Origin of the sequence: Candidatus Nitrosoglobus terrae, from assembly GCF_002356115.1 — a bacterium.
GTDB lineage: Bacteria > Pseudomonadota > Gammaproteobacteria > Nitrosococcales > Nitrosococcaceae > Nitrosoglobus > Nitrosoglobus terrae.
Genome location: NZ_AP014836.1, coordinates 1,705,407 through 1,730,574 on the forward strand (window position 1 = coordinate 1,705,407; position 25,168 = coordinate 1,730,574).

22 protein-coding genes are annotated in these 25,168 nt (G+C 44.4%); 6 read left to right on the top strand and 16 right to left on the bottom strand.

Annotation, left to right across the window (positions count from 1 at the left end; genetic code table 11):
- Positions 1 to 88: 88 nt before the first annotated feature.
- Positions 89 to 2,923, top strand: coding sequence for a phosphoenolpyruvate carboxylase (ppc, locus tag TAO_RS08070; RefSeq protein WP_096527424.1), 2,835 nt, complete (start codon positions 89 to 91; stop codon positions 2,921 to 2,923).
- 300 nt (positions 2,924 to 3,223) lie between these two features.
- Here the strand turns inward: ppc and TAO_RS09775 are convergent, their stop codons facing one another.
- Positions 3,224 to 3,610, bottom strand: a complete 387-nt coding sequence (locus TAO_RS09775) for a hypothetical protein (RefSeq protein WP_197702533.1) — start codon at positions 3,608 to 3,610, stop codon at positions 3,224 to 3,226.
- 386 nt (positions 3,611 to 3,996) lie between these two features.
- Positions 3,997 to 4,167, bottom strand: a complete 171-nt coding sequence (locus TAO_RS09780) for a hypothetical protein (protein ID WP_197702534.1) — start codon at positions 4,165 to 4,167, stop codon at positions 3,997 to 3,999.
- A 192-nt stretch (positions 4,168 to 4,359) separates the two neighbouring features.
- On the opposite strand from TAO_RS09780, the gene TAO_RS08080 reads away from it, so the two are divergent.
- The gene (locus TAO_RS08080; protein WP_096527425.1) at positions 4,360 to 5,244 is read left to right on the top strand and encodes a translation initiation factor eIF-2B; all 885 of its coding nucleotides are present in this window, start codon (positions 4,360 to 4,362) and stop codon (positions 5,242 to 5,244) included.
- A gap of 219 nt (positions 5,245 to 5,463) precedes the next feature.
- On the opposite strand, the gene TAO_RS09990 is transcribed toward TAO_RS08080, so the two are convergent.
- Positions 5,464 to 5,700, bottom strand: coding sequence for a cytidine/deoxycytidylate deaminase family protein (locus TAO_RS09990; RefSeq protein ID WP_231910632.1), 237 nt, complete (start codon positions 5,698 to 5,700; stop codon positions 5,464 to 5,466).
- 21 nt (positions 5,701 to 5,721) lie between these two features.
- The gene (ggt, locus tag TAO_RS08090; RefSeq protein ID WP_096527426.1) at positions 5,722 to 7,395 is read right to left on the bottom strand and encodes a gamma-glutamyltransferase; all 1,674 of its coding nucleotides are present in this window, start codon (positions 7,393 to 7,395) and stop codon (positions 5,722 to 5,724) included.
- A gap of 141 nt (positions 7,396 to 7,536) precedes the next feature.
- On the opposite strand from ggt, the gene TAO_RS08095 reads away from it, so the two are divergent.
- Positions 7,537 to 8,400 carry an aldo/keto reductase gene (locus TAO_RS08095; protein ID WP_172419088.1) on the top strand — a complete coding sequence of 288 codons (864 nt, stop codon included), beginning with the start codon at positions 7,537 to 7,539 and terminating at the stop codon, positions 8,398 to 8,400.
- A 34-nt stretch (positions 8,401 to 8,434) separates the two neighbouring features.
- Here TAO_RS08095 and TAO_RS08100 read toward each other — a convergent pair whose 3' ends face one another.
- Genes TAO_RS08100 through TAO_RS08120 form a run of 5 tightly spaced genes read right to left on the bottom strand, consistent with a single transcriptional unit; the run spans position 8,435 to position 12,502 of the window.
- Positions 8,435 to 8,683 (bottom strand): YfhL family 4Fe-4S dicluster ferredoxin, encoded by a 249-nt coding sequence (locus TAO_RS08100; RefSeq protein ID WP_096527428.1) that lies wholly within the window; start codon positions 8,681 to 8,683, stop codon positions 8,435 to 8,437.
- 26 nt (positions 8,684 to 8,709) lie between these two features.
- Positions 8,710 to 9,198: a pantetheine-phosphate adenylyltransferase gene (coaD, locus tag TAO_RS08105; RefSeq protein ID WP_096527429.1), complete on the bottom strand. Its 489-nt coding sequence runs from the start codon at positions 9,196 to 9,198 to the stop codon at positions 8,710 to 8,712.
- Between the two features lie 23 nt (positions 9,199 to 9,221).
- The gene (rsmD, locus tag TAO_RS08110) at positions 9,222 to 9,803 is read right to left on the bottom strand and encodes a 16S rRNA (guanine(966)-N(2))-methyltransferase RsmD (protein ID WP_096527430.1); all 582 of its coding nucleotides are present in this window, start codon (positions 9,801 to 9,803) and stop codon (positions 9,222 to 9,224) included.
- Between the two features lie 22 nt (positions 9,804 to 9,825).
- Positions 9,826 to 11,130, bottom strand: a complete 1,305-nt coding sequence (locus TAO_RS08115) for a M16 family metallopeptidase (RefSeq protein WP_096527431.1) — start codon at positions 11,128 to 11,130, stop codon at positions 9,826 to 9,828.
- Positions 11,120 to 12,502: a M16 family metallopeptidase gene (locus TAO_RS08120; protein WP_096527432.1), complete on the bottom strand. Its 1,383-nt coding sequence runs from the start codon at positions 12,500 to 12,502 to the stop codon at positions 11,120 to 11,122. Before TAO_RS08120 ends, TAO_RS08115 begins: the two co-directional genes overlap by 11 nt.
- 150 nt (positions 12,503 to 12,652) lie before the next feature.
- Between TAO_RS08120 and ftsY the strand changes: the two genes are divergently transcribed.
- Positions 12,653 to 13,714, top strand: a complete 1,062-nt coding sequence (ftsY, locus tag TAO_RS08125) for a signal recognition particle-docking protein FtsY (protein ID WP_096527433.1) — start codon at positions 12,653 to 12,655, stop codon at positions 13,712 to 13,714.
- Positions 13,715 to 13,742: 28 nt separating this feature from the next.
- On the opposite strand, the gene ilvD is transcribed toward ftsY, so the two are convergent.
- The 5 genes from ilvD to ubiK all read right to left on the bottom strand — a co-directional run bounded on the left by ilvD (position 13,743) and on the right by ubiK (position 19,740).
- Complete coding sequence (gene ilvD, locus TAO_RS08130; protein ID WP_096527434.1) at positions 13,743 to 15,602, bottom strand: dihydroxy-acid dehydratase; 1,860 nt, start codon at positions 15,600 to 15,602, stop codon at positions 13,743 to 13,745.
- Positions 15,603 to 15,663: 61 nt separating this feature from the next.
- Positions 15,664 to 17,664, bottom strand: coding sequence for a DNA helicase Rep (rep, locus tag TAO_RS08135; RefSeq protein ID WP_096527435.1), 2,001 nt, complete (start codon positions 17,662 to 17,664; stop codon positions 15,664 to 15,666).
- Positions 17,651 to 19,168 carry a YifB family Mg chelatase-like AAA ATPase gene (locus TAO_RS08140; protein ID WP_096527436.1) on the bottom strand — a complete coding sequence of 506 codons (1,518 nt, stop codon included), beginning with the start codon at positions 19,166 to 19,168 and terminating at the stop codon, positions 17,651 to 17,653. The genes rep and TAO_RS08140 overlap by 14 nt, the downstream gene beginning before the upstream one ends.
- A gap of 3 nt (positions 19,169 to 19,171) precedes the next feature.
- Positions 19,172 to 19,417 (bottom strand): hypothetical protein, encoded by a 246-nt coding sequence (locus TAO_RS09575; protein ID WP_145955156.1) that lies wholly within the window; start codon positions 19,415 to 19,417, stop codon positions 19,172 to 19,174.
- Positions 19,418 to 19,455: 38 nt separating this feature from the next.
- Entirely contained in the window at positions 19,456 to 19,740 is a 285-nt protein-coding gene (gene ubiK / locus TAO_RS08145; protein WP_096527437.1) for a ubiquinone biosynthesis accessory factor UbiK, read from the bottom strand.
- A gap of 228 nt (positions 19,741 to 19,968) precedes the next feature.
- Between ubiK and TAO_RS08150 the strand changes: the two genes are divergently transcribed.
- Positions 19,969 to 21,231 (top strand): porin, encoded by a 1,263-nt coding sequence (locus TAO_RS08150; protein WP_231910633.1) that lies wholly within the window; start codon positions 19,969 to 19,971, stop codon positions 21,229 to 21,231.
- A 4-nt stretch (positions 21,232 to 21,235) separates the two neighbouring features.
- Here the strand turns inward: TAO_RS08150 and TAO_RS08155 are convergent, their stop codons facing one another.
- Positions 21,236 to 22,714, bottom strand: coding sequence for a RimK family protein (locus tag TAO_RS08155; protein ID WP_096527439.1), 1,479 nt, complete (start codon positions 22,712 to 22,714; stop codon positions 21,236 to 21,238).
- 7 nt (positions 22,715 to 22,721) lie between these two features.
- Entirely contained in the window at positions 22,722 to 23,819 is a 1,098-nt protein-coding gene (locus TAO_RS08160) for a GNAT family N-acetyltransferase/peptidase C39 family protein (protein WP_096527440.1), read from the bottom strand.
- Positions 23,820 to 23,998: 179 nt separating this feature from the next.
- Here TAO_RS08160 and argE point away from each other — a divergent pair, with 179 nt between their 5' ends.
- Entirely contained in the window at positions 23,999 to 25,156 is a 1,158-nt protein-coding gene (gene argE, locus TAO_RS08165; RefSeq protein WP_096527441.1) for an acetylornithine deacetylase, read from the top strand.
- Positions 25,157 to 25,168 lie beyond the last annotated feature (12 nt).

Below are 25,168 nucleotides of genomic sequence, written 5' to 3' on the forward strand. Positions count from 1 at the left end.
AATGCATTATCCTTAGCCCCTGCCCTCACCCCTATTAATAAGATTAAATTATCTAAACTAGGCTATACAACTTGGCTATTGGTTAACTATGAATCATAAAAATAAACAGGCCACCTCAATAGACAATACTCCCTGGCGCGATAAAGAATTACGTGCTCGAGTCAAGCTTTTTGGTAATCTATTGGGAAAAGTTATTTATACCCAATCAGGAAAAAGAGTCTTTGCTGCAGTAGAAATCTTACGCAAAGGTTATATCAACCTACGCAAAAAAGATAATGCAGGTAAACGAATTCAGTTACGGCGCCTTATCAACACACTTGATGTTGAAACACTCACTGAGGTTGCTCGGGCATTTAGCATTTATTTTAGCTTAGCCAATATCGCTGAGGAAGCTTACCAATACCGGCAACGGCAACGTCGTGTTAATGCAGGTGGCCCACTCTGGCGAGGCTCATTTGAAGAAACCCTGCAGGAGATACGAGATAGCGGTATCCATCCTGATCAATTCCAGACGCTACTAAATAGGCTAGCCTATATTCCTGTAATCACGGCTCATCCTACAGAAGCCAAGCGGCGTACTGTCATGGATCATTTGCGTAAAATCTTTGTCACCAGCAAACCCCTAGATGAGGCTCGCCTTAGCCAGCGTGAAATGGAAGCCATTCATCGCCAACTAGAACGGCAAATACAGGTCTTGTGGAAAACTGATGAAGTTCGCGCTCACCGTCCCCAAGTACGAGATGAAATTATTAATGGGCTATTCTACTTTAAGGTTAGCCTATTTCAGGCAATTCCGGAAACTTATCGCCAACTAGAGGAGGCTATCTATAAAATTTATGGCCAAGATACCTCTATCCAAGTACCTAGTTTCCTACACTTTGGCTCCTGGATCGGAGGCGATCGGGATGGCCATCCTAACGTAAAGCCAGAAACCACAGTTATGGCAGCGCGCCTACAGATGCGAATTGCATTACGGCACTATCTTGGGCGTATTTCTGAATTAATGCGTATCCTCACCCATTCGATTCCGCTCGTTACCCCTTCAAAAGGGCTGATAAACAGCATCAATCAAGATCTCCTCGATTGCTCAGAAACATTCTTAAGCGATCCAGCTCGCTTTAGCCATGAACCCTACCGACGCAAACTTTACCTAATGCGCTACCGTCTACAAAACAACCTTCAAGCGGTAGAAGCAAAGCTAAAACCAGAAAGCGGACTAGGCCCCCCCAAAGGAGCAGGCTATGTATCAGAAGATCAATTTCTTCAAGATCTTTATCTAATCCGCGATAGTCTTATCAGCCATGGAGATAGCAGTATTGCGACTCATGAACTACAAGATTTAATTCGATTAGTAGAAAGTCTTGGATTTTATCTACTCAAACTAGATACCCGCCAAGAGTCAAGCCGCCATACTAAAGCGGTTGCTGAATTAGTAAATCATATTAGGTTACATCCGACTTACCTTGATCTTTCAGAAGCAAACCGCCAGCAGCTACTTTCCAAGCAGCTTGCCAATGAACAAGATATTGTTATCGATCGGCAGCAGCTCACGCCAGCTACCCTAGAAGTACTCGATGTGTTTTATGCCATCAATCAAATGTGCCAAGAAGTAAGCCCGCGAGTTTTTGGTCACTATGTTATTTCCATGGCTCACGCGGCCAGTCACGTACTAGAAGTTATGTTTTTGGGCCAAATTGCAAAGCTCGCCCAGTACCGACAAGACAGCTGGTCTTGCAGCTTAAAAATTTCTCCTTTGTTTGAAACCATTGAAGACTTAAATCATATTGAGCCTGTTATGACAACTCTATTTGACGACCCTAGCTACTTAGCGTTGCTCCGAGCCTCGGGTAATCAGCAAGAAGTCATGATTGGCTATTCAGATTCCTGTAAGGATGGGGGTATCCTTGCTTCTTCTTGGAAATTATATGAAGCTCAGAAAAAAGTCACCACCCTAGCAGACAAACGGGGTATAGATTGCCGTATATTTCATGGTCGAGGAGGTACCATCGGTCGTGGTGGTGGGCCTACCTTTGATGCCCTCCTATCTCAGCCTCGAGGTACTATCCGTGGCCAGATCAAATTCACAGAACAAGGTGAAGTACTCTCCTCTCGCTACAGCAATGTTGAAACAGCAATTTATGAGTTAAACATGGGGGTAAGCGGTTTAATTAAAACTAGTGCCTTTACTATTCAGCCTGTCCAAAAGGAAAAACATGATTATCTAGGTATTATGGATTTCTTAGCTGAGGCTGGAGAACGAACTTATCGAGAACTGACAGAGCAAACCCCAGGTTTTCAAGACTACTTCTATGAAGCTACCCCCGTGAACGAGATTGGACTTTTAAATATGGGCTCTCGTCCGTCGCACCGGAATAAGGATGATCGTTCTAAAGCCTCAGTACGCGCCATTGCTTGGGTCTTCTCTTGGGCTCAATCTCGCCATACTTTCCCAGCTTGGTATGGTATCGGTACTGCCCTAGAGCAATGGCGAGCCGATGCGCCAGATCGATTGGCAAAACTTCAGATGATGTATCAAGAGTGGGCTTATTTCCGAGCGATGCTTAGCAATATTCAAATGTCATTAGCTAAAGCAGATCTGCGTATTGCCCAGCAATATGCCAATCTCTGCCTAGATTCTGAGGCCGGAGAAAGGATTTTTGCTATGATCAGCACTGAATATCAACGCACAGTTACCCAGGTACTCCATGTCGTCGATGCCCATACTTTACTGGAAGAAAATCCTACCCTAGCTTTATCCCTAGGGCGGCGAAACCCTTACCTTGATCCCCTTAATCATATTCAGCTCACTTTGCTTAAGCGCACCCGAGATCCAGCCCTCAGCTCTACAGAACGGCAAGCTTGGCTCGATCCTTTGCTACGCTCCATCAACGCAATCGCTGCCGGAATGCGTAATACAGGCTGACCAATGAAAATTGGTCAGACTTCTTAGGGTATTTTAGTCGTTTCAGATTCTATCTTGGTTTTTTGGTGGAGCGTTCCAGAAAGCAGCCTCAATCAAGAAAAGAGCTTAAAAACCACTTGAATTTCTTATTTTCTGCAACAAAAAGGACAGCTTATCGCTGCCTTTAGTCTGGGGATAGGGGGCTATTACAATAATAGCCCCCTATCCTTTTACTATTTACTCCTACTTTTTACTTCATTGTTCATTACGCTCCCATTTCAAGCGCCTATAGAATGGGTAAGGCTTAAGAACAAGAAGGCATTACCTTCCAAACACTACACTATCTCCCATTTTCTGAACACACATATGCCCTGCTCGTATTCCACCAGCTGGAGCTACTTGATACTCGTGATTTATATTAATTAATCCAGGGTGACTTAAATTAGTAACGATAAATGGGGGTGTATAACCACCATTTGCTAGCCCTGTACTCAGGAGAGCTGTTCCAGCTTCATTATAGATAAGAGCTTCATGATCACTAGAAATATTAATATTATATTCTTCAGTTACACCTTTATTAGCAAATGTTTGTAGCGTATTTCCCCGTACTGACCACCTGCCATTAGCCTGATAGATAACAGTGTAGGAAGAATAGCCGGGGGTAAAATCACAGACTGCGGCCTCTTGTGAAGACGAAGTAAAATTCATCACAGTTCCCTGTGTATAGGACCCAGTCTGTACATAGAATTTAATAACTGGCTAGCAATCTAAATTTGTTGTTGGAAAAGCAGTCACAAAGTTTGAAAGTACTATACTTTGATCAAGTTTTTGCACGGCACTTCCAACGTTAAACTTCTGCAAATTAGGATCAAAGGTTGGCACGATAATCCGGAATGAACCTTGTTCTGGACCTATAGCTGAAATCGGTGTCATTAAACTCAGTGGAGTAACAACCATATTAGTGGTATTCGGCGGTGGAGAACCTGAAGCTGGTGTTAACCCAATAGGTTGAATAGCTGCGAGCTGCCCAGAGGGTTGACCAATTACCGGTGGGTTTACTTGTTGTTGTGCGCCTGCATAGTATTGAAGGATAATTAAAAAGTCAGTATAGCTCCATACTCACCATATGGTAGTAATGGTGAAGTAAACAAGCTATTACTGAAAACCTCTCTACCACCAGAATAAATAGACGGCTGCTGGAAAAAGAAAAAATTCTGCTCATAAGGACTATCATTTCTGACGCTGATACTAATTGGGGTTGCCATAATTAACTCCTGCTAAACTAATACAGATTCAAACAATAATTATTAGCAATAGAGAATTTTCTTTAATAAAATTTAGCGCTCTTATCTCCTATATAGTAAATAATATCAATTTTAGTTAAAGATAAATAAGTCTTAAATTATAATATTTCGTAATTTAATATAGATTAAATTATTCTTTAAATCCATATAAATATGTGGGCTGATGAAATCAGGATCATTATTGAAGATCGGAAACATGGAGCAAGTGAGCTTGCCCAATATTGTCTAACGTTGCTTGCCAAGCAAGCTCAAACCAGCCCAGCTACAAGCTGTAGCGAACTTATTACCCACTTAAATTTATTGGCCAATCAGTTTAAAGAGGTTCGGCCTAGCATGGCTCCGATCCAAAATCTAGTAGCACGCTGGCAATTCCGCCTATTCAGCCTCCCACAAAATGAGATTGAAGACTTACGTTTAGAGATAGTAACCCTTACTCAGCAATTACAGCAGCAATCCCGACAAGCAGTCACCGCTATTGCTCATCAAGTAGTTGATCTAGTAGGCCCCAACGCCACCATCATGACTCATAGTTTAAGCGCTACAATAACAGCTACTTTTAAGGTATTAAAAAATTACAATGTTAACGCTATCGTGACTGAATCTCGACCCCTACAAGAAGGCTACCAACTCGCCAAGCAACTGTCCGAGTGGGGGATTAAAACCACTTTAATTACCGATGCGCAAATAGGGTTATTTGTAGGTAAGGCTAATGCGGCTGTAGTAGGAGCAGATACTATCCTAGGCGACGGTGCCATAATCAATAAAGTCGGCACCCAGTTACTGGCTTTAGCAGCGCGCTATCAAAATATTCCTTTTTACGTAGCCAGTGAAACCTTTAAGCGGCTACCTGCCCTAGCAGCTCAGGCGCATTTAGAGGAAAAGGCTCCAGAAGAGCTGGCCCTAGTAACCCTATCAAAGGTCACGATACGTAATATTTACTTTGACATTACCCCTTCAGATTTAATCAGTGCCTATATCACCGAACAAGGAGTTTATTATCAGTCCGATAAACTTCCTTTTTTTACGGTTGAGGCATAATAGGATATTAACTAGATCACCTCATTGAGGTACCTACAAAAAACTGGTGGTATAGTTTATAAACTTTATCTACCAGCTCTGGGGCTGGGCCATCAACCTCCACCCCCATTAATACTTGCTGAATAGATAAATCGCGGACTCGAGAACGAGAAATATTCCATTCTGCTAGCCAAGCAGCCAGCTGATCCCCCGAGGTTGCGTATACAATGCGCCCTAATCCTACCCAACCATTAATCGTTCTTTAGCGGATAGATGCATAGTAGCCCAGCGCGCTACACTCATCTCTGGGTGATGGGTATAATCGCCACTACTGCGGATTTGATTATAATCCTCAGCTAACACTTCACCGCTAGCACTCACTAGAAGTAAGCCAAAAGGAGGATTGCCAGCCTCCAATGCTTGGCGAGCCAATTCGACACAACGATGCAAATATTTTAGATCAGCATCTGTTAGCATATAGCACCCTTAATAGAATTATCACTGTACTAGCGCCTGCCCTATTCCCCGCGGATCACTAGCTGCTTCGATCTTTCCCTGAACTCGATCCCAAAATACGGCTTGCATATTTCCCCAAGGTTGCTCTTGGGGTTTTAGCCGATGGCCTAGAGCTTGTAAACGAGCTATCAGCTGGCTATCAAACGCCTGCGGCTCGTATTGCACCTCATCGGGCAAATACTGATGATGGAAACGAGGCCAAGATACCAGATCCCCTAAACTCTTTCCTTGCCCATGATTTAAAATCCCAAGCAACACCATAGTAATAATACGGCTACCCCCAGGAGTCCCTAGCACCAACACCCCATGATCATCCTCGACAAAAGTAGGAGTCATGCTAGATAGGGGTCTTTTCCCAGGCATAATAGCGTTAGCTTGATTACCCACTAAACCATAGACATTAGGTATACCCGGAGAAATCGTAAAATCATCCATTTCATCATTGAGCAAAACACCCGTACCTGCAGGCACAAACCCCGATCCAAATGGGTAATTAATACTTAAAGTGGCTGCTACCCAATTACCTTCCTGATCAATGATAGAAAAATGAGTAGTATCCTGCCCCGACTCTTGGCTCTCAATACCCGGAAGTAGGGTACTAGGAGTTGCTTGATCCAAGCGAATACTAGCGCGTAAACCAGCACCATAGTAGGGATGGATAAGCCTTACCAGCGGGATAGCTATAAAATCTGGGTCCCCTAAATATTCAGCCCGATCTCGATAAGCTCGGCGCATCGCTTCAATCATTAAATGAACACGCGTTACATCGGGTAAAGCAGCAAGATCATCTTGCACTAAAATATTTAGCATGGTCAGTAAGGTAATACCCCCAGCAGAAGGGAGGCTAGCAGAGATAATCTTCATCCCATGGTATTGACCTCGTACTGGCGGCCTCTCGACAATCTGATATTGCGCTAAATCCTCTAAAGTCCAGATTCCTCCCGCAGCACGTACACCATCAACGAGGGCTTTTGCCACTGACCCCTGATAAAACCCAGCTACCCCTTGGCTAGCAAGGGCAGTTAAAGTGGCCGCTAAATCCGGCTGCTTAATCCTATCTCCTAGCGCTGGAATTCTTTCATCAATCAAAAATATCTGAGCAGTAGTAGACCAACGCTTGAGCGTCGAAAGTCGAAAAGCAACCAAATGGCGATAATGCTCATCTACCTTAAAGCCTTCTTGCGCATAATGAATGGCGGACGCTAGAGTCTCTGCCAAGGATAAACGGCCATAGTGCTGTGCTAAATAAACAAGCCCAGCAGGCAACCCAGGAATTGCCGCAGCTAATGGCCCATCGATTGAAGCCCGAGCCCGTAGTTTACCAGCGCTATCAACATACATCATGGGAGTCGCTGCAAGAGGAGCCCGCTCTCGGCCATCAATCATGATCTCAGAATTATCCTTAGCCTGATGAAGTAACCAAAATCCTCCCCCGCCTATTCCTGAGCTATAAGGTTCCACTACGGCTAAAACTGCGCTTACCGCTACTGCAGCATCAAAGGCATTCCCCCCTGATTTTAATATCAAGTGCCCTGCTCTTGTAGCAAGGGGATGGGCACTGGCAATCGCCGCTGCAGGAGGTCCTTTTTGAGCTACGGCTAAGCCTGTAATAGAAACCAGAAAGGTAACAGCAATTATACGAAAGGAAATTCTCATCACTATTGGTAATAGGGGTCAGGGCTTGGAATTAAATAATAGGTAATTACTAACAGTTTACTATACTTTATTGGATGCCTTTTGATGTTATCTACGATATCCCAAATTAAAATTAAACTTAATCTTTACGCTGGAGATTCCATGAACAGACAACTTGGTAAAACAGATTATTCCCTTTACCCTGTTGGTTTAGGGGCCATGTCTCTTTCCATTCAAGGACGGCCAACAACAACGGAAGCTATCCAAGTTATCCAAGCGTTTGTAGAAAACGGAGGTAACTTTATTGATACGGCTAATGTTTACTGTCTTGATGATTCAGACCTAGGCCATAATGAGCGCCTTATCCATTCTGCCCTAGCTCTTATAGGAAAAAATGATTATGTGCTTATTGCCACTAAAGGAGGGTTGCGACGACCTCGCGGTGAATGGATTGTTGATGCCCATCCTACATGGCTTCGTACCTCCTGTGAGCAAAGCTTGCGGGATCTCCAACGTGAATCTATTGATCTGTATTATCTTCATGCTTCTGACCTTAAGATACCCTTTGAGGAATCCCTAGGAGCACTGATGCAGCTTCAACAGGAAGGTAAAATTCGATATATAGGGATCTCTAATGTTAATTTACAGCAACTAACATTAGCGTTACGTCTGACCTCCATTGCGGCGGTACAAAATCGCTGCAATCCTTTCTTTAAAAAGGATTTCCATAACGGATTAATCCGCCAATGCCAAACCCAAGGAGTGAGTTACGTTCCCTACAGCCCTTTTGGAGGAAGACACAATTACGCACACTTATCTAGTTATCCATTATTTCAAAAACTTAGCAAAAAATATAATGCCTCACCCTATCAAATTTCTTTGGCGTGGTTACTACAAAAAGATAACAATATCATTCCTATCCCCGGAACTGGCAAAGTGAAAAATGTACTTGATAATACTCTCTCAGCGAAACTCCGATTAAATCAGGAAGATATAGACGCTATTGATCAAATCCCAGAGGATTAAATTAGACTTAAATCACAAGGTTAATTGGCGTAAATTACCCTACCATTAACGCTTGGTACTTCGCTTTAAGCTCTTCCTGGGTTTCCTTATGATCAGGATCAAGAATAATACATTCAACCGGACATACTTCAACACATTGAGGGGTATTAAAATGCCCTACACATTCTGTGCAGAATTTAGGCTCAATAACATAAATCTCCTCTCCTTGAGAAATTGCCTTATTCGGGCATTCGGGCTCGCATACGTCGCAGTTAATACACTCATCCGTAATTAACAAGGCCATGGCTTACTCCAAACTTAAATAACGAATTATAAATTCCTTAGCTTTTTAGCCAGTGCAATTGCTACGCAAGGGTGCACAAAGGGTGAAACATTACCCCCTAATGTAGCTACCTCCCGTACTAAGCTGGATGAAATATAAGCATATTGCTCAGCCGGTGTTAAAAATAATGTTTCCACCTCCGATACCAAATAGCGATTCATATTGGCTAGCTGAAATTCATACTCAAAATCAGATACGGCGCGCAATCCTCGTAGAAGAACCCGCGCTTTACAGGCGCGGGCAAAATCTGCTAATAAGATATCAAAACCTAGAACTTCCACATTAGGGTAATCGACTAAAGATTCCTTAGCCATAGAGACCCTTTCCTCCAAGGAAAAGCAGGGCGTTTTAGTAGTATTGGCAGCAACAGCAACGATAATCCGCTCAAACAACTTAGCTGCACGCTCAACCAAATCTCCATGACCTCGGGTAATAGGATCAAAAGTACCAGGATAGACAGCAATAATATTAGGCACAATATCTTCCTTAGAAATGCTATTTAATTTACCGTACTCTTAGCTTCTAACAGGCTGAATTCTTTTCGTGCCAAATAGTACCCTACCTCTCCTGCTTGCTTACTATGCAATAAATTCCAAGTACAGGGTAAAGCAGGTAAGCCACTACACCCTCGTGATTCCAAGTAAATATAGCTACCAATAGCTAAACAATCGTTACGCTCCAAACTCGCGCAGGATAATCCTAGTAAATTTGATTCAAACGGAGGATCTAAAAAAACAATATCAAATCTCTGGGAAGAACAACTCTGTAAATAAGCTAAGCTATCTGCAGTAACGACTTCTACCTCTACCTGCTTGGCCGCGAAAACTTCCACATGGCTACGAATTTCTCGGCATGCCTGTAAATTCTTCTCCACCATCACCACCCGAGCTGCGCCTCGCGAACTAGCTTCTAACCCCAAGGCACCGCTGCCAGCAAATAAATCCAAGCAGCGAGCACCCATAATAACGGGTTGAAGCCAATTAAATAGCGTTTCTCGAATCCTATCTGGCGTAGGTCGCAATCCAGCATGTGCTGAGAATCGCAGTTTTCGCCCCCGCCATACCCCCCCTATAATCCGAATCTGACCTTGGGGGAAACTAAACTTATCCTTTGACAGTGCCCCCCACCATAACAGTAATCATCTTATCCAAATGAACTCTTCTCCGAAATGCTGCTCGAATCTGAGCGGTTGTTACTGCCTTTACCTGAGATGAGAATTTTTCCAGATAATCCAAAGGCAAATTATAAAAACCTATCATCGCAAGGTGCTGAACCTTCTTGCTATTACTGTCAATTTGCAAAGGAAAGCCACCGATAATACTCTCCTTGGCCAATTGAAGCTCCTTTTCACTCGGCCCAGTGGCAATAAAATCCTTTAAGGTCTCACGTAATACTTTCAGCGCCTCCTCGGCTTGTTCATTACGAGTCTGTAACGCTAGAACATAAGGTCCATAATGGCGCATAGGAACAAAATAGCTATAAGCACTATAGGTAAGCCCGCGCTTTTCCCGTAGCTCAACACTAATCCGCGATACCAGACCGTTACCCCCCAAGATATGATTACCCACATATAAAGGGAAGTAATCAGGATCAGCCCGCCTTATACCTAGAGTTCCAAGAATAATCGTAGTCTGGGTAGAAGGATAGGTAATGGCTTGTTTCTCCGAATTTTTAATTTCCGGTACAGGAGACAAAGCAGAGGCCGATTCTCCCGCAGGTAAGCCTCCTATCACTTTTTCAGCCAATTCCTCCGCTTGTCCTCTATCCAAAGCACCTACAATAGCTACCACCGCATTGCTAGCCACATAGTAACGTTGGTGAAAGGCAAGCGCATCATCACGCGTAAGGCGAGCCAACCCTTCTAAGGTTCCCAAGGGCAAATGGGCATAGGGATAATCCCCATAAAGGAGATGATAAAAAGCGCGGCTGGCAAGACTACTAGGTGATTGCTGCTGCTGCTGTAAAGCGCTCTCCATTTGTTTGCGTACGCGCTCAAAAGCTTCTTCTGGCATAGTGGGTTTAGCTAAAATCAAGGCTGTAGTTTCCAAAGCAGGCAGCAAAACCTCTGGCTTTGTAAGGCTGCGCAGGCTCACCACGGCCATATCCCGCGCAGAATCAGTACCAAATTGAGCCCCTAGACTATCAAAGCGATCCGCAATAGCATCAGCGCTTAAATTGCCAGCACCCTCAGGCAGTAATGCGCTACTAAGCTGAGCTAGGCCAAGTTTATTTTCGTCTCGGGCGGCCCCTGCATCAAAGACTACCCGTACATCCACCATAGGAAGCTCTTCAGCAGGAATAAAATAAACTCGAGCGCCATTAGCTGTGAGCCAATGCTCAATATGAGGAGCCGCCCAAATCGGGGTAGTAACAACCCATAGAAGGATAACTAATATTTTAGGAGACATGGCGGCCTCCTTTATTCCTTAACGGCGTTTGATGGAGTTCTTCCCCTGGCTTTATCGGCAAAGGCACTAGCTCTCCTCTTGTTAACTGGCTCTCTAATAAGAACTCTTTAGCTACTGCTTGAATTTGTTCTGGAGTCACAGCTTGCACCCGATCTACATAAGAATCTGCCAATTGCCAATCCAGTCCTACCGTTGTTAATAAACCTAGCTGCATTGCTTGAAAAAACATGGAATCTTGCTCAAAAATTTTACTGGCTACTACCTGATTTTTGATTCGTTCCAGCTCTTCTTGACTCACCGGCTCCTGTTGTAAGCGTTTAATTTGCCCCCAGATAGCCTGCTCCAAGTCAGCTATGGTATGACCTTGCATCGGAGTTCCTGCAATTATGAATTGATCTTTAATACGCGCATAAAGATCGTAATTCACATCCACATGAGCAGCTACTTGATTGCCTCGGATCAGTTCCTTGGAAAAACGAGCGCTTGAACCGCCATCCAAAATCCCCGCTAACACTTCTAAAGCGTAGACCTTCCAATCCGTTGTAGCCGTTTTTACTACAGGTACTTTCCAGCCTAACAATAAATAAGGCAATTTAGCAGGCGCTTGGACAGTAATTTCTCGGCGACCTGTTTGTAGAATCTCTTCTTGAGGTTTGAGCGATTTAATGGTTTCTGGTTTTAGAGAGCCAAAATACTCTTTAGCAAGAGTATAAACCTCTTCCGGGTTAACATCTCCTACAACGACTACGGTAGCATTGTTGGGCGCATACCATTTTTGATACCAAGCCTCTAGATCAGTAACATCATAGGCTTTAATATCGCTCATCCAGCCAATCGTAGGATGATGATACGGGCTGCTAAGAAATGCAACTGCGTTAAAGTGCTCATAGGCTAAAGCGTTAGGATTATCCTCAGTACGCATCCGCCGCTCTTCCATAACGACCTGCCTTTCCTTATCAAGCTCTTTAGTTTTAAGTACTAAATTACGCATCCGATCCGCCTCAAGCTGAAAGCTTACCTTAAGCTGATCATTAGTCATTTGTTCAAAATAAGCTGTATAATCCCGGCCAGTAAAGGCATTCTCCTCACCGCCATGGGCAGAAATAATTTGCGAAAACTCATTAGGTTTCAAGTTTTTAGTACCTTGAAACATCATATGTTCCAACATGTGGGAAATACCGGTAATCCCATCGTGCTCATAGCTAGAGCCTACTTTATACCATATTTGGGAAACCATCACGGGAGCCCGATGATCCTCCTTAACCAGTAATTTCAAGCCATTAGCTAAGGTAAATTCATGCACTTTAGCTAAAGTTATCAGGGGTAACGTTAAAACTGCAAAAAATGTTAGCAAGCGTATCGACAACTTCATTTTTCTTTACTCTTAGTACAGGTTAGTGATAATAAACTACTTCGGCGTGGGAACATAACCATATAATAATTCTCTGGCAAAATCTGCTTTTATATTGCAGTAAATGTTATCCATATCACGGAATTGAAATCCTAAAAAATTACGAAAACTATGGTAAATTTCTTTAAACGCTGGCAAAAAAACCCAACACAAAGCCCAGATATAACAAGCCCTACCCCAATAGACACAAAAGTCGTACCAGAAAATTCTAAAGAAGAAATAACAACGCCTCAGAAACAGTTCTTTAGCAGGCTATACGATCGCCTTAGTCGCACTCGTAATCATTTATCAAGCGGTATCTATAGCCTCATACTGGGTAAAAAGACCATTGACGATCAGTTGTTGGAAGAAATCGAAACACAGCTGCTTATTGCTGATGTGGGAGTAGAAACCGCTCAGTCTATTATTCAGGATCTTACCGCCAGAGTCTCACGTAAAGAGCTTAAAGACCCCGAACGCTTAATGGGGGCGCTGCAGGAAAACATGCAAGCACTACTAAAACCATGCCACCAACCCTTAGTGCTCCCAGAAAACCTTAAACCTTTTACTATTTTAATGGTGGGTATTAACGGTGCGGGCAAAACCACTACTATTGGTAAACTCGCAAAAAGATTTCAAGCCCAAAATCGCTCAGTGATGCTAGCCGCAGGAGACACCTTTAGGGCGGCGGCTGTAGAGCAGCTCCAAGTCTGGGGTGAACGCAATCAGATTCCCGTCATTGCTCAACATAAAGGGGCTGATTCGGCTTCCGTTATTTTTGATGCGATGCAATCTGCTCAAGCTCGGGGCATTGATGTATTGATTGCAGATACAGCGGGTCGCCTTCATACGCAAGCCAATTTAATGGAGGAGCTTAAAAAAATTAAACGCGTTATGACCAAAGCCGATCCCACAGCGCCTCATGAAATATTATTAACTGTTGATGCTGGAATTGGGCAAAATGCTCTGGCTCAAACACAGCAATTCCACCAAGCTATAGGTCTTACGGGTATCGCTTTGACTAAATTAGACGGCACTGCTAAGGGAGGAATTATCTTTGCAATTGCCAGAAAGATGGCGCTTCCTATCCGATTCATCGGTGTAGGAGAGGGGGTTGATGACCTACGTCCATTTGATGCCGAAGAGTTCGTAGAGGCTTTATTAACCCTAGCTCCTCCAAAAGAGAGCGTTTGATATTTTCTCTTATTTGGGAATCTTTTAGTTAGGCTTTTAACTTTTCAAGCTGAGCTATATCCCGTACTGCACCTCTTGCTGCTGAGGTTGTAAGGGCTGCATACGCTTGAAGTGCTTGGGAAACAGGGCGGATCCGAGCACTTGGCTGCCAAGCCTGCTGCCCCTTTGCCTGCATAATCATTCGGCGCTTCATCAGTACATCTTCACTCACTGATAAATGGATTCGCCGATGGGGAATATCAATCTCAATCCGATCGCCCTCTTCCACTAAGCCAATAGCCCCCCCTTCAGCTGCCTCAGGAGAGACATGGCCAATAGAAAGCCCTGAAGTACCTCCAGAAAATCGACCATCTGTGATCAAAGCGCAGACTTTTCCTAAACCCTTAGATTTCAAGTAACTAGTAGGATAAAGCATCTCTTGCATACCTGGGCCTCCTTTAGGGCCTTCATAGCGAATCAGGATAATCTCACCCGGATGAATCTTATCCCCTAAAATCGCCTCCACCGCCTCTTCCTGACTTTCAAATACCCGAGCAGCGCCAGAAAAAACAAGGATAGAGAGGTCAACCCCAGCCGTCTTCACAATGCAGCCCTCCTCAGCAAGATTGCCATAAAGAACAGCTAACCCTCCGTCTTTACTATACGCATGAGCAACATCACGGATACACCCATGAGATCGATCCAAATCAAGCATTTCCCAACGATTTCCCTGGCTAAAAGCAACCTGTGTTGGAATACCGCCTGGGGCAGCAAGGTAACGATTTTGCGCAACCTCATAACCAGAGCGCACTACATCCCATTGATCAAGAGCTGCTCCTAAGCTTTGGCTATGAACAGTTGCCACCTCTCGATGGATCAGGCCCACCTGATCCAATTCTCCAAGAATACCCATGACTCCTCCCGCACGATGCACATCTTCCATATGGTACTCTGGTGTTGATGGCGCTACTTTGCACAAATTTGGTATCTTTCGGGATAGGCGATCAATATCCGCCATAGTGAAATTGACCTCCCCCTCCTGAGCAGCAGCCAGTAGATGCAGTACCGTATTGGTAGATCCTCCCATGGCAATATCCAAGCTCATCGCATTTTCAAAGGCTTTAAACGTGGCAATAGCGCGAGGTAACACTGTTTCATCTTCTTGCTCATAGTAACGCTTTGATAAAGCCACAATTAAGCGACCCGCTTCCAAAAATAACGCTTTCCGATCGGCGTGGGTCGCTAGTAAAGAACCATTGCCGGGTAAAGATAACCCTAGCGCCTCAGTCAGACAATTCATAGAATTAGCGGTAAACATTCCGGAACAAGAGCCGCAAGTAGGACAGGCTGAGCGCTCATAAGCCATTACATCCGCATCGCTTTCGTTAGGATCGGCAGCGGCAACCATAGCATCTATCAGATCTAGATTTAAATATTTACCATGAATTTTTACCTTACCGGCTTCCATGGGACCGCCGGAAACAAATACAGCCGGAATATTCAAGCGCAACGCAGCCATTAACATACCGGGGGTAATTTTGTCACAGTTAGAAATACAAACTATAGCATCCGCACAGTGGGCATTGACCATATATTCTACCGAATCGGCAATAATTTCCCGGGAGGGTAGAGAGTAAAGCATTCCGCTATGACCCATGGCAATCCCATCGTCTATAGCAATCGTATTAAATTCTTTGGCGACTCCTCCCGTCTTCTCAATTTCCCGCGCTACAAGTTGACCTAGATCCTTAAGATGTACATGGCCGGGTACAAACTGCGTAAAAGAGTTAGCGATAGCAATAATCGGCTTACCAAAATCATCCTCCTTCATTCCTGTGGCTCGCCATAAAGCACGGGCACCGGCCATATTTCGGCCATGGGTAGTGGTTCGAGATCGATAAGCCGGCATAAATATCTCCAAAAATCAGATTTAAATTAATAGCAGAGAATAAATTTATCAAAAATAACCATTAACGTAGCAATGCCCGCAAGTGAGCTAAATGAGCTTGACCTCTTTCCATACGCTCAGCCGGATCCCTGAATACGCCTTCTTGCTCCCACTGAAGATCAGAAGCAGGTAGCTCCAATAAAAACCGACTAGACTCCCGTGCTAGGGTTTCTCCATACTGTTGGCGTTTCTCAGCTAGAGTCAAGTATAAATTTCGCTGAGCCCGGGTAATGCCTACATACATTAAACGCCGCTCTTCCTCTAAAGCGCCTTCCTCTATACTAGTGCGGTGAGGTAGTAGCTCTTCCTCCATCCCCACCATAAACACATAGGGAAACTCTAACCCTTTTGCTGCGTGGAGAGTTAATAAATTTACCGCATCTTGATCTTTTTTTTCCTGAGTGCGCTCTAAGATATCTTGTAGATTAATTTTTGCTACTAGGTCGCCAAGGCTCTGTCCCTCTTCTCGTTGATATAATCGCTCCAGCCAGCTGATCAGTGCCTCTATATGGGCCATTTTCCGTTCAACCCCACGACGATCATTACCTATCTCATCTAGCCAAGCCTCATAATTAATCTCTTTGATGAGATCTCTAATTACCATTATAGGGTCACTGCGACGACTGCGATCAGCTAAATCTACAATCCAGTGACAAAATCGACGCAGCCGAACTAAATTCTCACCTGAAAGGTATTCCCCTAGACCTAGTTCAAAACCAGAAGCTAAGAAACTTTGCCCTCGTAGTGCAGCGTATCCTGCGAGCTTTTCTAGCGTTGTTGCTCCAATACCTCTACGGGGCGTATTGGCTATCCGTAGAAAGGCATTATCATCCTCTTCATTCGCAAGTAAGCGTAAATAAGCCATGATATCTTTCACTTCAGCCCGCTCGAAAAATGAAGTCCCCCCACTTAAAATATAGGGAATTCCATGGGAGCGTAACCCCTCTTCAAAGAGACGAGACTGATGGTTACCTCGATAAAGAATGGCGTAATCTCGATAAGCAGTACGATGTTTAAATTGATGATACATTAACTCAGCGATAACCCTATCTGCTTCATGACGTTCATCTCGGCAAACCAGTACTCGAATAGGATCCCCTTCGCCTAAAGCGCTCCAGAGACGTTTTTCAAATACGTGGGGGTTATGGCTAATAAGCTGGTTAGCTACCCGTAAAATTCGCGTAGTCGAGCGATAGTTTTGCTCTAATTTAATAACAGTCAGCTGAGGAAAATCCCTTTTAAGCTCCTGCAAGTTTTCTGGCTGCGCGCCTCGCCAAGCATAAACTGACTGATCATCATCTCCCACTACCGTGAAAGCACCTCGTATTCCTGCCAAATGCCTAATCAGCTGGTACTGAGCCTCATTGGTATCCTGATATTCATCCACAAGCAAGTAACGTATACGGCTTTGCCAGCGACTGAGAACTTCTGGGTAAGTGATAAATAAATGTACTGGCAAAGCGATAAGATCGTCAAAATCAACCGCATTGTAAGCCCGTAAACGGCGCTCATAGGCCGTGTAAATCTGGGCTGCATTTTTTTCCTGGTTATTACCAGCAATCTGTAGCACCCTTTCAGGGGCGACTAAAGCGCTCTTCCAAGTAGAAATCCGCCACTGCAGGCTGGCCTTCTCCTCACTGCCACTCGACTCATGTTGGCAGAGGTCGCCTATAATCGCTAGGCTATCTTGAGCATCTAATAAAGAGAAACCCGCCCTCAGACCCATAAAATTCTGCTCACGGCGCAAAATATTCAGCCCTAAAGTATGGAAAGTAGAGACAGTTAGACCTCGTGTCTTTTCCTTAGGCAGGAGCTGTCCAATCCGACTCTTCATCTCCCGCGCTGCTTTATTGGTAAATGTCACTGCAGCAATAGCGCCTGCTAATAAATGGCATTGATCAATAAGATAGGCAATTTTATGGGTAATGACTCGAGTTTTGCCACTACCAGCCCCTGCTAGCACCAACACCGGGCTCTCAATATGACGTACCGCTAAACGCTGTTGAGAATTAAGGGTGGCCATACAATCGATCCAGCCGTCGATAGCTAATTGCTTCAGAAAGATGCGGAGTACGAATAGTCTCACTCGCTTCTAGATCGGCAACTGTCCGTGCCACTTTTAGAATTCGATGATAAGCACGAGCCGAAAGCCCCAGTTGCGCTAGGGCTTGATCAAGCAGATGATGATCCTTATCACTCAATCGACAAACCCGTTCTACTTCTTGAGTATTTAATCCATTATTAGGCTGACCTGATCGGGATAACTGGCGCGCTCGTGCGGCTTCCACCCGCGCTTGAATTTGATAGCTGGTTTCAACGACTTCTTCACAATGAGCTCGCAACAGATTGAGGGGTACTGGCGGTATCTCAATGTGTATATCAATACGATCCAATAGGGGTCCGGAGATTCGGGCGCGATAGCGCTGTACCTGCTCCAAAGTACATCGGCAACGACCCTTATTATCCCCCAGATAACCACAAGGGCATGGATTCATAGCTGCTATTAACTGGAACCGCGCCGGGAATTCTGTCTGTTGGGCAGCTCGGGAAATCACAATACAGCCTGATTCCAAAGGTTCCCTTAAAACCTCCAGCACGCGACGCTCAAACTCTGGTAGCTCATCTAGAAATAACACTCCATGATGGGCTAAAGAAATTTCCCCTGGCCGTGGTTGTCCGCCACCGCCTACTAACGCTACCGCAGAAGCAGTGTGATGAGGTGCCCGAAAAGGGCGTTGACCCCAATGACTAGAATCAAACCCTTGGCTGCCCACTGATTGCACTGCCGCACTTTCCAACGCTTCAACTTCGGTCATTTTAGGCAAAAGCTTAGGTAGCCGGCTGGCCAACATCGTTTTACCTGATCCGGGCGGCCCAATCATCAGTAGGTTATGACTGCCAGCGGCAGCCACCTCTAAGGCTCGCTTCCCTTGATATTGACCCCGAACATCGGCAATATCAGCGCTTTCTCCCTGTATTGTTTCAAAAGCAGAAACGGTAAAGGGGGAAAGCGGTAATTCACCTCGAAGGTGCTGGCAAATCTCTAACAGATGGGAGATAGCAAGTACCTTAATTTTAGAGACTAAAGCCGCCTCTGATGCGTTTTCTTTGGCAACCACTAGCGTGCGCCCTGTTTTTACCGTCTGCAACGCCGTGGGTAGCACTGCACGAACACCTCTCACCTCTCCGCTTAAAGCAAGCTCACTTACAAACTCATAAGTAGCTAAAACAGCGGGCAAGATCTGATCTGATGCGGCCAAAATGCCCAAAGCAATGGCTAAATCAAAACGCCCTCCCTCCTTAGGAAGATCGGCTGGTGCTAAATTTACAGTAATGCGGCGAGTAGGAAATTCAAAATGACAATTAAGTAATGCGCCTCGAACACGTTCTCGACTCTCTTTAACCGCAGTCTCTGGTAAACCAACGATAGAAAAAGCAGGTAATCCATTTGAAAGATGCACCTCCACAGTCACCAGAGGGGCATCAATACCTGTTTGAGCCCGACTATAGGCAATCGCCAACGACATAAGCTATTGTTGATGTTTCAACTTCAAAGAAGTGCTACAAAGACTCACAACGCCCTGCAACGACGACGCAAGATGAGGTAAAACCTGACCAGTACCTCCATTTTGGTTACTACTGCAAGAAGGCATGCGGGAAGTAAAGCCTGTAGAGGCATACAGCCACTTAATGATAGCTTGAGTCCAAGCAACCATAGATGAAGCAAGAAAAACGTAGTAAGCAACTTGGCAAAAACCAAGTCGAAGAATGCACATAAGCCGATAATTGCAACACGTAAGTAGTTAACTTCGAATTACGTTTGTTCCTCTAATGGCTTTTGGGATTCTTTTCTCAAACCTGCTTGCACTTCAAGCTCAACAACCTGAGTCTCAAGTGCCTCTAGCTTCATCCGCGTACGGGCTAATACCGCTTGTTGAACATCAAACTCCTCTCGTGTAACCAAATCAAGCCTAGCAAAGGCGCTGTTTAAAGTCGCACGAAAATTCTTCTCTACATCTCTTTGAAAATCCTGTAACCCTCTGGGAACAGAATCTGCCAACTTACGGGCTAAATCATCTAAAATCTTGGGTTCTATCACGAATACTACTCTCCAAAATCAATACCATATCTAAATTACACTCCAGTATATCTTATTATGCTGATTTTATAGTGGAAAAATAGCACTGATAAATCTGATACTAACTCCAGCTATAGACTATACTTAGCTTAAAGAGCAAAGAACATCTACTTATTCAGTTTAAGTTAAGCTCATACAGCTATACTTAGTAGCGGTTATAAAAATAAAGAAAGCAGAATAAGCTCTAGCGTGAACAGAAAAAATGAACCTCATCCATGGTTAAAAAAATTACTATTAGCGCTCATACTTATTATAAGTGATATACAAGCAGAAAACATATCGCAAGATCTAGAAGGAAGAGGGGGCTTTGCTAAGAGCGAGGGGCTTTTCGATCTCGCGCCTGGAAAAAATGTGAATGAAACCAAGTTTATGCAGTCTATCCGCACCACTATTGGGGGTTGGCTGGAAGGGGGCTACACCATTAATCCCGACGGGCCACAGAGCGGGATTAACGGACCCACCACCTTTAATAATAGGGCTGATGATCCCGTACTAGATGCCTTTTATCTATTTTTTGAACGGCAAGTTGATGCTAAAGGAAAACACTGGGATATTGGCTGGCGGGCTGATTTTCTCTACGGCACTGATTCCATTTTTACTCAAGCCTTCGGGCTAGACAAAAACATTCTGAATAATGACACCGCCCGCTTTTATAGGACCGCTATTCCTCAGCTCTACGTAAAAACTTTTATCCCTGTAGGCAACGGCATCACGGTTGATCTTGGGCATTTTTATACGTTAATCGGTTATGAAACCGTCACCGCGCCTGAGAATTTTTTCTACTCTCATGCTTACACCATGCAATATGGTGAGCCCTTTACCCATACTGGAATCATTGCTCACTATCCGGTTAACGATAACATTAGGCTCAGCGCAGGCAGCGTTATGGGCTGGAATGATTTCTCCGGTAATCCTTCGAATCAGAACTTTATAGGAAGAATAAGCTGGGCTAGCGATGATCAGCGAACCTCTCTTGATGCTGCCCTGATTACGGGGGATGTGACCAAAGTTGTCACTCCAGTAAACCCTGATCGCAACCGCACTGTATATAGCCTAGTACTTCAGCATCAGGTCACTGAACGACTAAAGTATGTCTTCCAGCATGACTTTGGGATTGAACCCCATGCCGTTGAAAATTTCACTAAGACAGCACGCTGGTACGGCATTAATCAATACCTATTCTATCAAGTTAAAAAAACCCTAGGGGCCGGCCTGCGTTTTGAATGGTTTCGGGATGCGCAGGGCGTTCGGGTAATGGCCAATGGCCTGTCTGGGCCAGCAGATTACTTTGAGGCCACGGTCGGATTAAGGTGGGACATCTTAAAATGGGTTACCTTTCGCCCAGAAGTACGCTATGACTGGATGAGCTCCAGCACGGGCTTTAGGGCTTTTAATGATAATACCAAAAGTAATCAGGTCATTATCGCTGCAGATTTAATTATTAAATTCTAGCACCCTACCCCTTTCCTCCTCGCTGTCGCTCCAGCCTAGCCACAAAAACTTCAATTAAACGTTGGTAAAGTTCATCTTTCAGCACCTGATCTTCAACTCCAGAATCAATATTAGGATTATCATTCACTTCAATGACCTTTACTCCGCGCGCAGTCTCTTTAAGATCGACCCCATAAAGCCCATCACCAATCAGGGTTGCCGCCCGCAAACCCACTTGTATAACTTTAGCTGGAACATCCGCTATTTTAAGGGTCTCGTACCCTCCATGCTTTGGACGCCCAGGGGCATTATGATTCAAGATCTGCCAATGTTTCCGCGACATAAAATAACGACAGGCAAAAAGCACCTCCTTATTTAGTACCCCGATCCGCCAATCAAAAGTCGTATAGACAAACTCCTGAGCTAACAGTAAATCTGAGTCCTTAAATAACTGTTTAGTCACCTGAAGCAGCTCTACTTTATTTTCTACCTTAAATACCCCTCGAGAAAAAGAGCCATCGGGTACCTTAATCACAATCGGGTAAGCAATCTGTTGTTCTACCTCCTCCCAATTATCTTTACGAAGAATCACCGTCTTGGGTATAGGGAGCTGATTACCTTCTAGTAGTTCCTTTAAGTAGATTTTATTGGTACAGCGAAGAATAGAATCTGGATCATCAATCACCACCATCCCCTCACTTTCTGCTTTCTTGGCAAAACGATAGGTATAGTGGGTAATCTGGGTAGTTTCACGAATAAATAAAGCATCATATTCAGCTAGCCGAGCATAATCCTGTCGCTGAATCAATTCCACATTTACCCCATAACGCTTACCCACCCGGATAAGTTTTTTGAGCGCTTGGGGATCTGAGGGGGGAAGTTGCTCTTGAGGATTATATAATACTGCTAAGTCATAGGGATAATGGCTACGGTTTCGGGGTTTACGCCATGGACGGCTAAGATGATCTTTCAATGCCGTGAAGAATGCCTCCATCTGATCTTTCTTCAACGTATGAAGCGATAAGGGCTTAAGAGTAGCAATGCGCCAACTGCCTTGAAGCTTAAATTCGACACGTAATATAGGCGCGCGAAAAACGCCAAATAACTGGTAAGCTAGCTCTTTTAATTCCCCTACTTCACATTGACCAAAAAACAACGTCAGGGTAAAGGTCGTGGAATCTCCATTCTCTTGTCTACGCGTTAAAATTTTATGGAGCTTTGAATCTAAATCCTCAGTATCCAAGCTATAAATCGCTTTACGACTGAGATCTTGGATAGTTCTCACCGTAGGTATGGATCTATGCCCCCGGGCTTCCGCTAACAATGAACAATAATAACCTAAGCTAAGATAGCGATAGCTCCGGCACAAATTAACAATATGCAGGTGCTTTTTTTTAGAGTACACCGGCAGAGTTAGGTAATCTTTCGCAGCAACTACTGAAAACGATGGATAATCAGCTTTCCAATCAGAAAGATTTTCCACCAATAGAATATGCTCAGCCATATTTAAGCTACCCTTCTCGACGGGAGATCATCAATACGGCAGCCAGCCCAGCACGGCCATAGCGCGCCATACATCCAAACTCCCAGTGCAAAATGGGCATACTGATGGAATCGGTAGGGGTTTCTTCATTCTCATAATCCACATAAGGATCATGAACATAAACAAAATGATCATCAAAACCAACTACTACTACCCAATGAGGAAATTTTTCCCCATAAATACGATAAGAGCTGATAAATATTACGGGAATACTACCTTTCTCAAATTTTTCTCGAATTTCAGGCACTGTTAAACTTCCTTGAATAATAGGAATATCTAAGGAATGAATCTCTTCAATCATATCTTCTTGTACTAAGCGCACCACTTCTTTTTTCTCCGCACTACGGACGCTGTTTAACAGGAATGTCTCTTCTGCTTTAACGTAGATTTCCACACCAAATCCCCGATGCCATGCTGATAAGGCAAGCCCATAAGGACCACAGCCTCCATGACCAGAAGTCATAAATATAGTTGTCGCCTCGCGCCAAATACGAAGCTCAAGCTTGCGATTTAAGGTTAATTCTGGATGTAGCGCTTTCATTGCCATCATCAATGCTGATGGCCCACAAGTGAAATCTAAAGTTTGCTCATAAAAAGGAACCCGAAGAAGGTCTAGATTCAAATCTGGGGTTAATGTCTTTTCTAGCCGCAGTGCATCCATATGATCTTCATAATAGCTCGCAAATTCCCCAAATTTCTTATAGCCTAGGCGGTTAAACAAACTCAGCGAAGCCCTATTGTCCTTTCGTATCTCTAAACGTAAGCAGGCTGCACCTCGCTCCCGTGCTGCTACTTCAGCCGCTTTCACCAATACCTCACCCACCCCCTGTTTGCGAGCTAAGGAACCTACCGCAATGGAATATAAACGAGCCATTGCCGTGCCTCGGCTAAATAGCAACAATACATAACCGCGCACTGTATGATCATCTTCTTCTACTAAAATTGACCCATTAGCCCTAGTAAGCATATAGCGAAAATTACGACGAGAAAGACGATCAGAGTGAAAACAGCTGGCTTCTAGATCAACCAAAGCATCTAAATCAGAAATTGTAGCGAGGCGAACCATAAATAAACGACTATATAAATTATTACAGAAACTTTAAATATTCTGGAACAAACAGGCTTTAACCTAAAAATCAAGCTAGGTAGAATACAATAAATTGATTAGTATCAATTTAAAATACTTTCTTATTTATCCTATTCCTAATTTATAGCGATGGATCAACGCTGGAAAAGGTAACTATCATGCCTCATTCTGCTCCCCCCTTAATGGAAATGATTACTCAGCTGATTGCTACCCCTTCAATAAGTAGCGTCAATCAAACTTGGGATCAAAGTAATCTTCCAATCATCGAGTTACTTGATTCTTGGCTATCTGCGCTAGGATTTAGCATCGAAATTCAGCCCATCCCCGATCAAAAAACTGACAAAGCCAACCTGATTGCCACTTTAGGCCAAGGATCAGAAGGACTCATATTAGCAGGTCATACCGATACAGTGCCTTTTGATCAAGGGCAATGGAGGCAAGATCCTTTCCAGCTGACGGAGCGAGAAGGAAAGCTTTATGGTTTAGGGACAGCCGATATGAAAGCCTTTCTTGTCCTAGCTATTGAAGCAGCCCGATCATTTAATCCTTCTACTTTAAAACACCCCCTCATCCTACTGGCCACGGCTGACGAGGAAAGTACCACCTGCGGTGCTCGCTCTTTGGTCAATGCGGGTCGATATCTTGGGCGCCACGCTCTTATTGGAGAACCAACTGGATTACGTCCCATACGCCAACATAAAGGGGTATTCATTGAGGGTATTCAGCTCCGTGGCCACTCGGGGCACTCTAGCAATCCTGCCCTTGGCAATAATGCCCTTGAAGGTATGCACGCCGTGATAAGTGAGTTACTTGCTTTTCGCGCTGATCTGGAATCTCGCTACCATAACCCAGTATTTGATGTACCCTCGCCTACCCTTAATCTAGGGCATATCCACGGCGGGGATAATCCTAATCGTATCTGCGCTGAATGTGAACTGCATTTTGATTTGCGCCCACTGCCAGGAATGGACATTCAGGAGCTTCGCCAAATGCTACACTCCCGAGTGACCCAAGTTGCTGTAAGCCGTGGCTTAACTTGTAAGACCATGATTTTAGCAGAAGGGATTCCTCCTTTTGAGACTCCCTCAACTGCAGCTATTATTGAGGCCACAGAACGCCTGACTGGATATCCAGCTGGCACGGCAGCCTTTGGCACTGAAGGCCCCTTTCTCAATCAGCTAGGCATGGAAACCGTTATCCTAGGACCTGGTGATATCGCTCAAGCCCACCAACCTAATGAATACCTCTCTTTAGACCGAATTAAGCCAACGATAGATTTATTACAACGACTGATCCAGCAGTTTTGCTGTCATTAACCCAGTTGATAT

Bases quoted from the DNA above. Each gene is read 5' to 3' on its own strand.
- TAO_RS08160 (WP_096527440.1), bottom strand. From the start codon at position 23,819: ATGGTTCGCCTCGCTACAATTTCTGATTTAGATGCTTTGGTTGATCTA.
- rep (WP_096527435.1), bottom strand. From the start codon at position 17,664: ATGGCCACCCTTAATTCTCAACAGCGTTTAGCGGTACGTCATATTGAG.
- ppc (WP_096527424.1), top strand. From the start codon at position 89: ATGAATCATAAAAATAAACAGGCCACCTCAATAGACAATACTCCCTGG.
- TAO_RS08155 (WP_096527439.1), bottom strand. From the start codon at position 22,714: ATGGCTGAGCATATTCTATTGGTGGAAAATCTTTCTGATTGGAAAGCT.
- TAO_RS09775 (WP_197702533.1), bottom strand. From the start codon at position 3,610: ATGAATTTTACTTCGTCTTCACAAGAGGCCGCAGTCTGTGATTTTACC.
- TAO_RS08080 (WP_096527425.1), top strand. From the start codon at position 4,360: ATGTGGGCTGATGAAATCAGGATCATTATTGAAGATCGGAAACATGGA.
- TAO_RS08100 (WP_096527428.1), bottom strand. From the start codon at position 8,683: ATGGCCTTGTTAATTACGGATGAGTGTATTAACTGCGACGTATGCGAG.
- ilvD (WP_096527434.1), bottom strand. From the start codon at position 15,602: ATGCCGGCTTATCGATCTCGAACCACTACCCATGGCCGAAATATGGCC.
- TAO_RS09990 (WP_231910632.1), bottom strand. From the start codon at position 5,700: ATGCTAACAGATGCTGATCTAAAATATTTGCATCGTTGTGTCGAATTG.
- TAO_RS09780 (WP_197702534.1), bottom strand. From the start codon at position 4,167: ATGGCAACCCCAATTAGTATCAGCGTCAGAAATGATAGTCCTTATGAG.
- TAO_RS08095 (WP_172419088.1), top strand. From the start codon at position 7,537: ATGAACAGACAACTTGGTAAAACAGATTATTCCCTTTACCCTGTTGGT.
- argE (WP_096527441.1), top strand. From the start codon at position 23,999: ATGCCTCATTCTGCTCCCCCCTTAATGGAAATGATTACTCAGCTGATT.
- ftsY (WP_096527433.1), top strand. From the start codon at position 12,653: ATGGTAAATTTCTTTAAACGCTGGCAAAAAAACCCAACACAAAGCCCA.
- TAO_RS08140 (WP_096527436.1), bottom strand. From the start codon at position 19,168: ATGTCGTTGGCGATTGCCTATAGTCGGGCTCAAACAGGTATTGATGCC.
- TAO_RS08120 (WP_096527432.1), bottom strand. From the start codon at position 12,502: ATGAAGTTGTCGATACGCTTGCTAACATTTTTTGCAGTTTTAACGTTA.
- ggt (WP_096527426.1), bottom strand. From the start codon at position 7,395: ATGAGAATTTCCTTTCGTATAATTGCTGTTACCTTTCTGGTTTCTATT.
- TAO_RS08115 (WP_096527431.1), bottom strand. From the start codon at position 11,130: ATGTCTCCTAAAATATTAGTTATCCTTCTATGGGTTGTTACTACCCCG.
- TAO_RS09575 (WP_145955156.1), bottom strand. From the start codon at position 19,417: ATGTGCATTCTTCGACTTGGTTTTTGCCAAGTTGCTTACTACGTTTTT.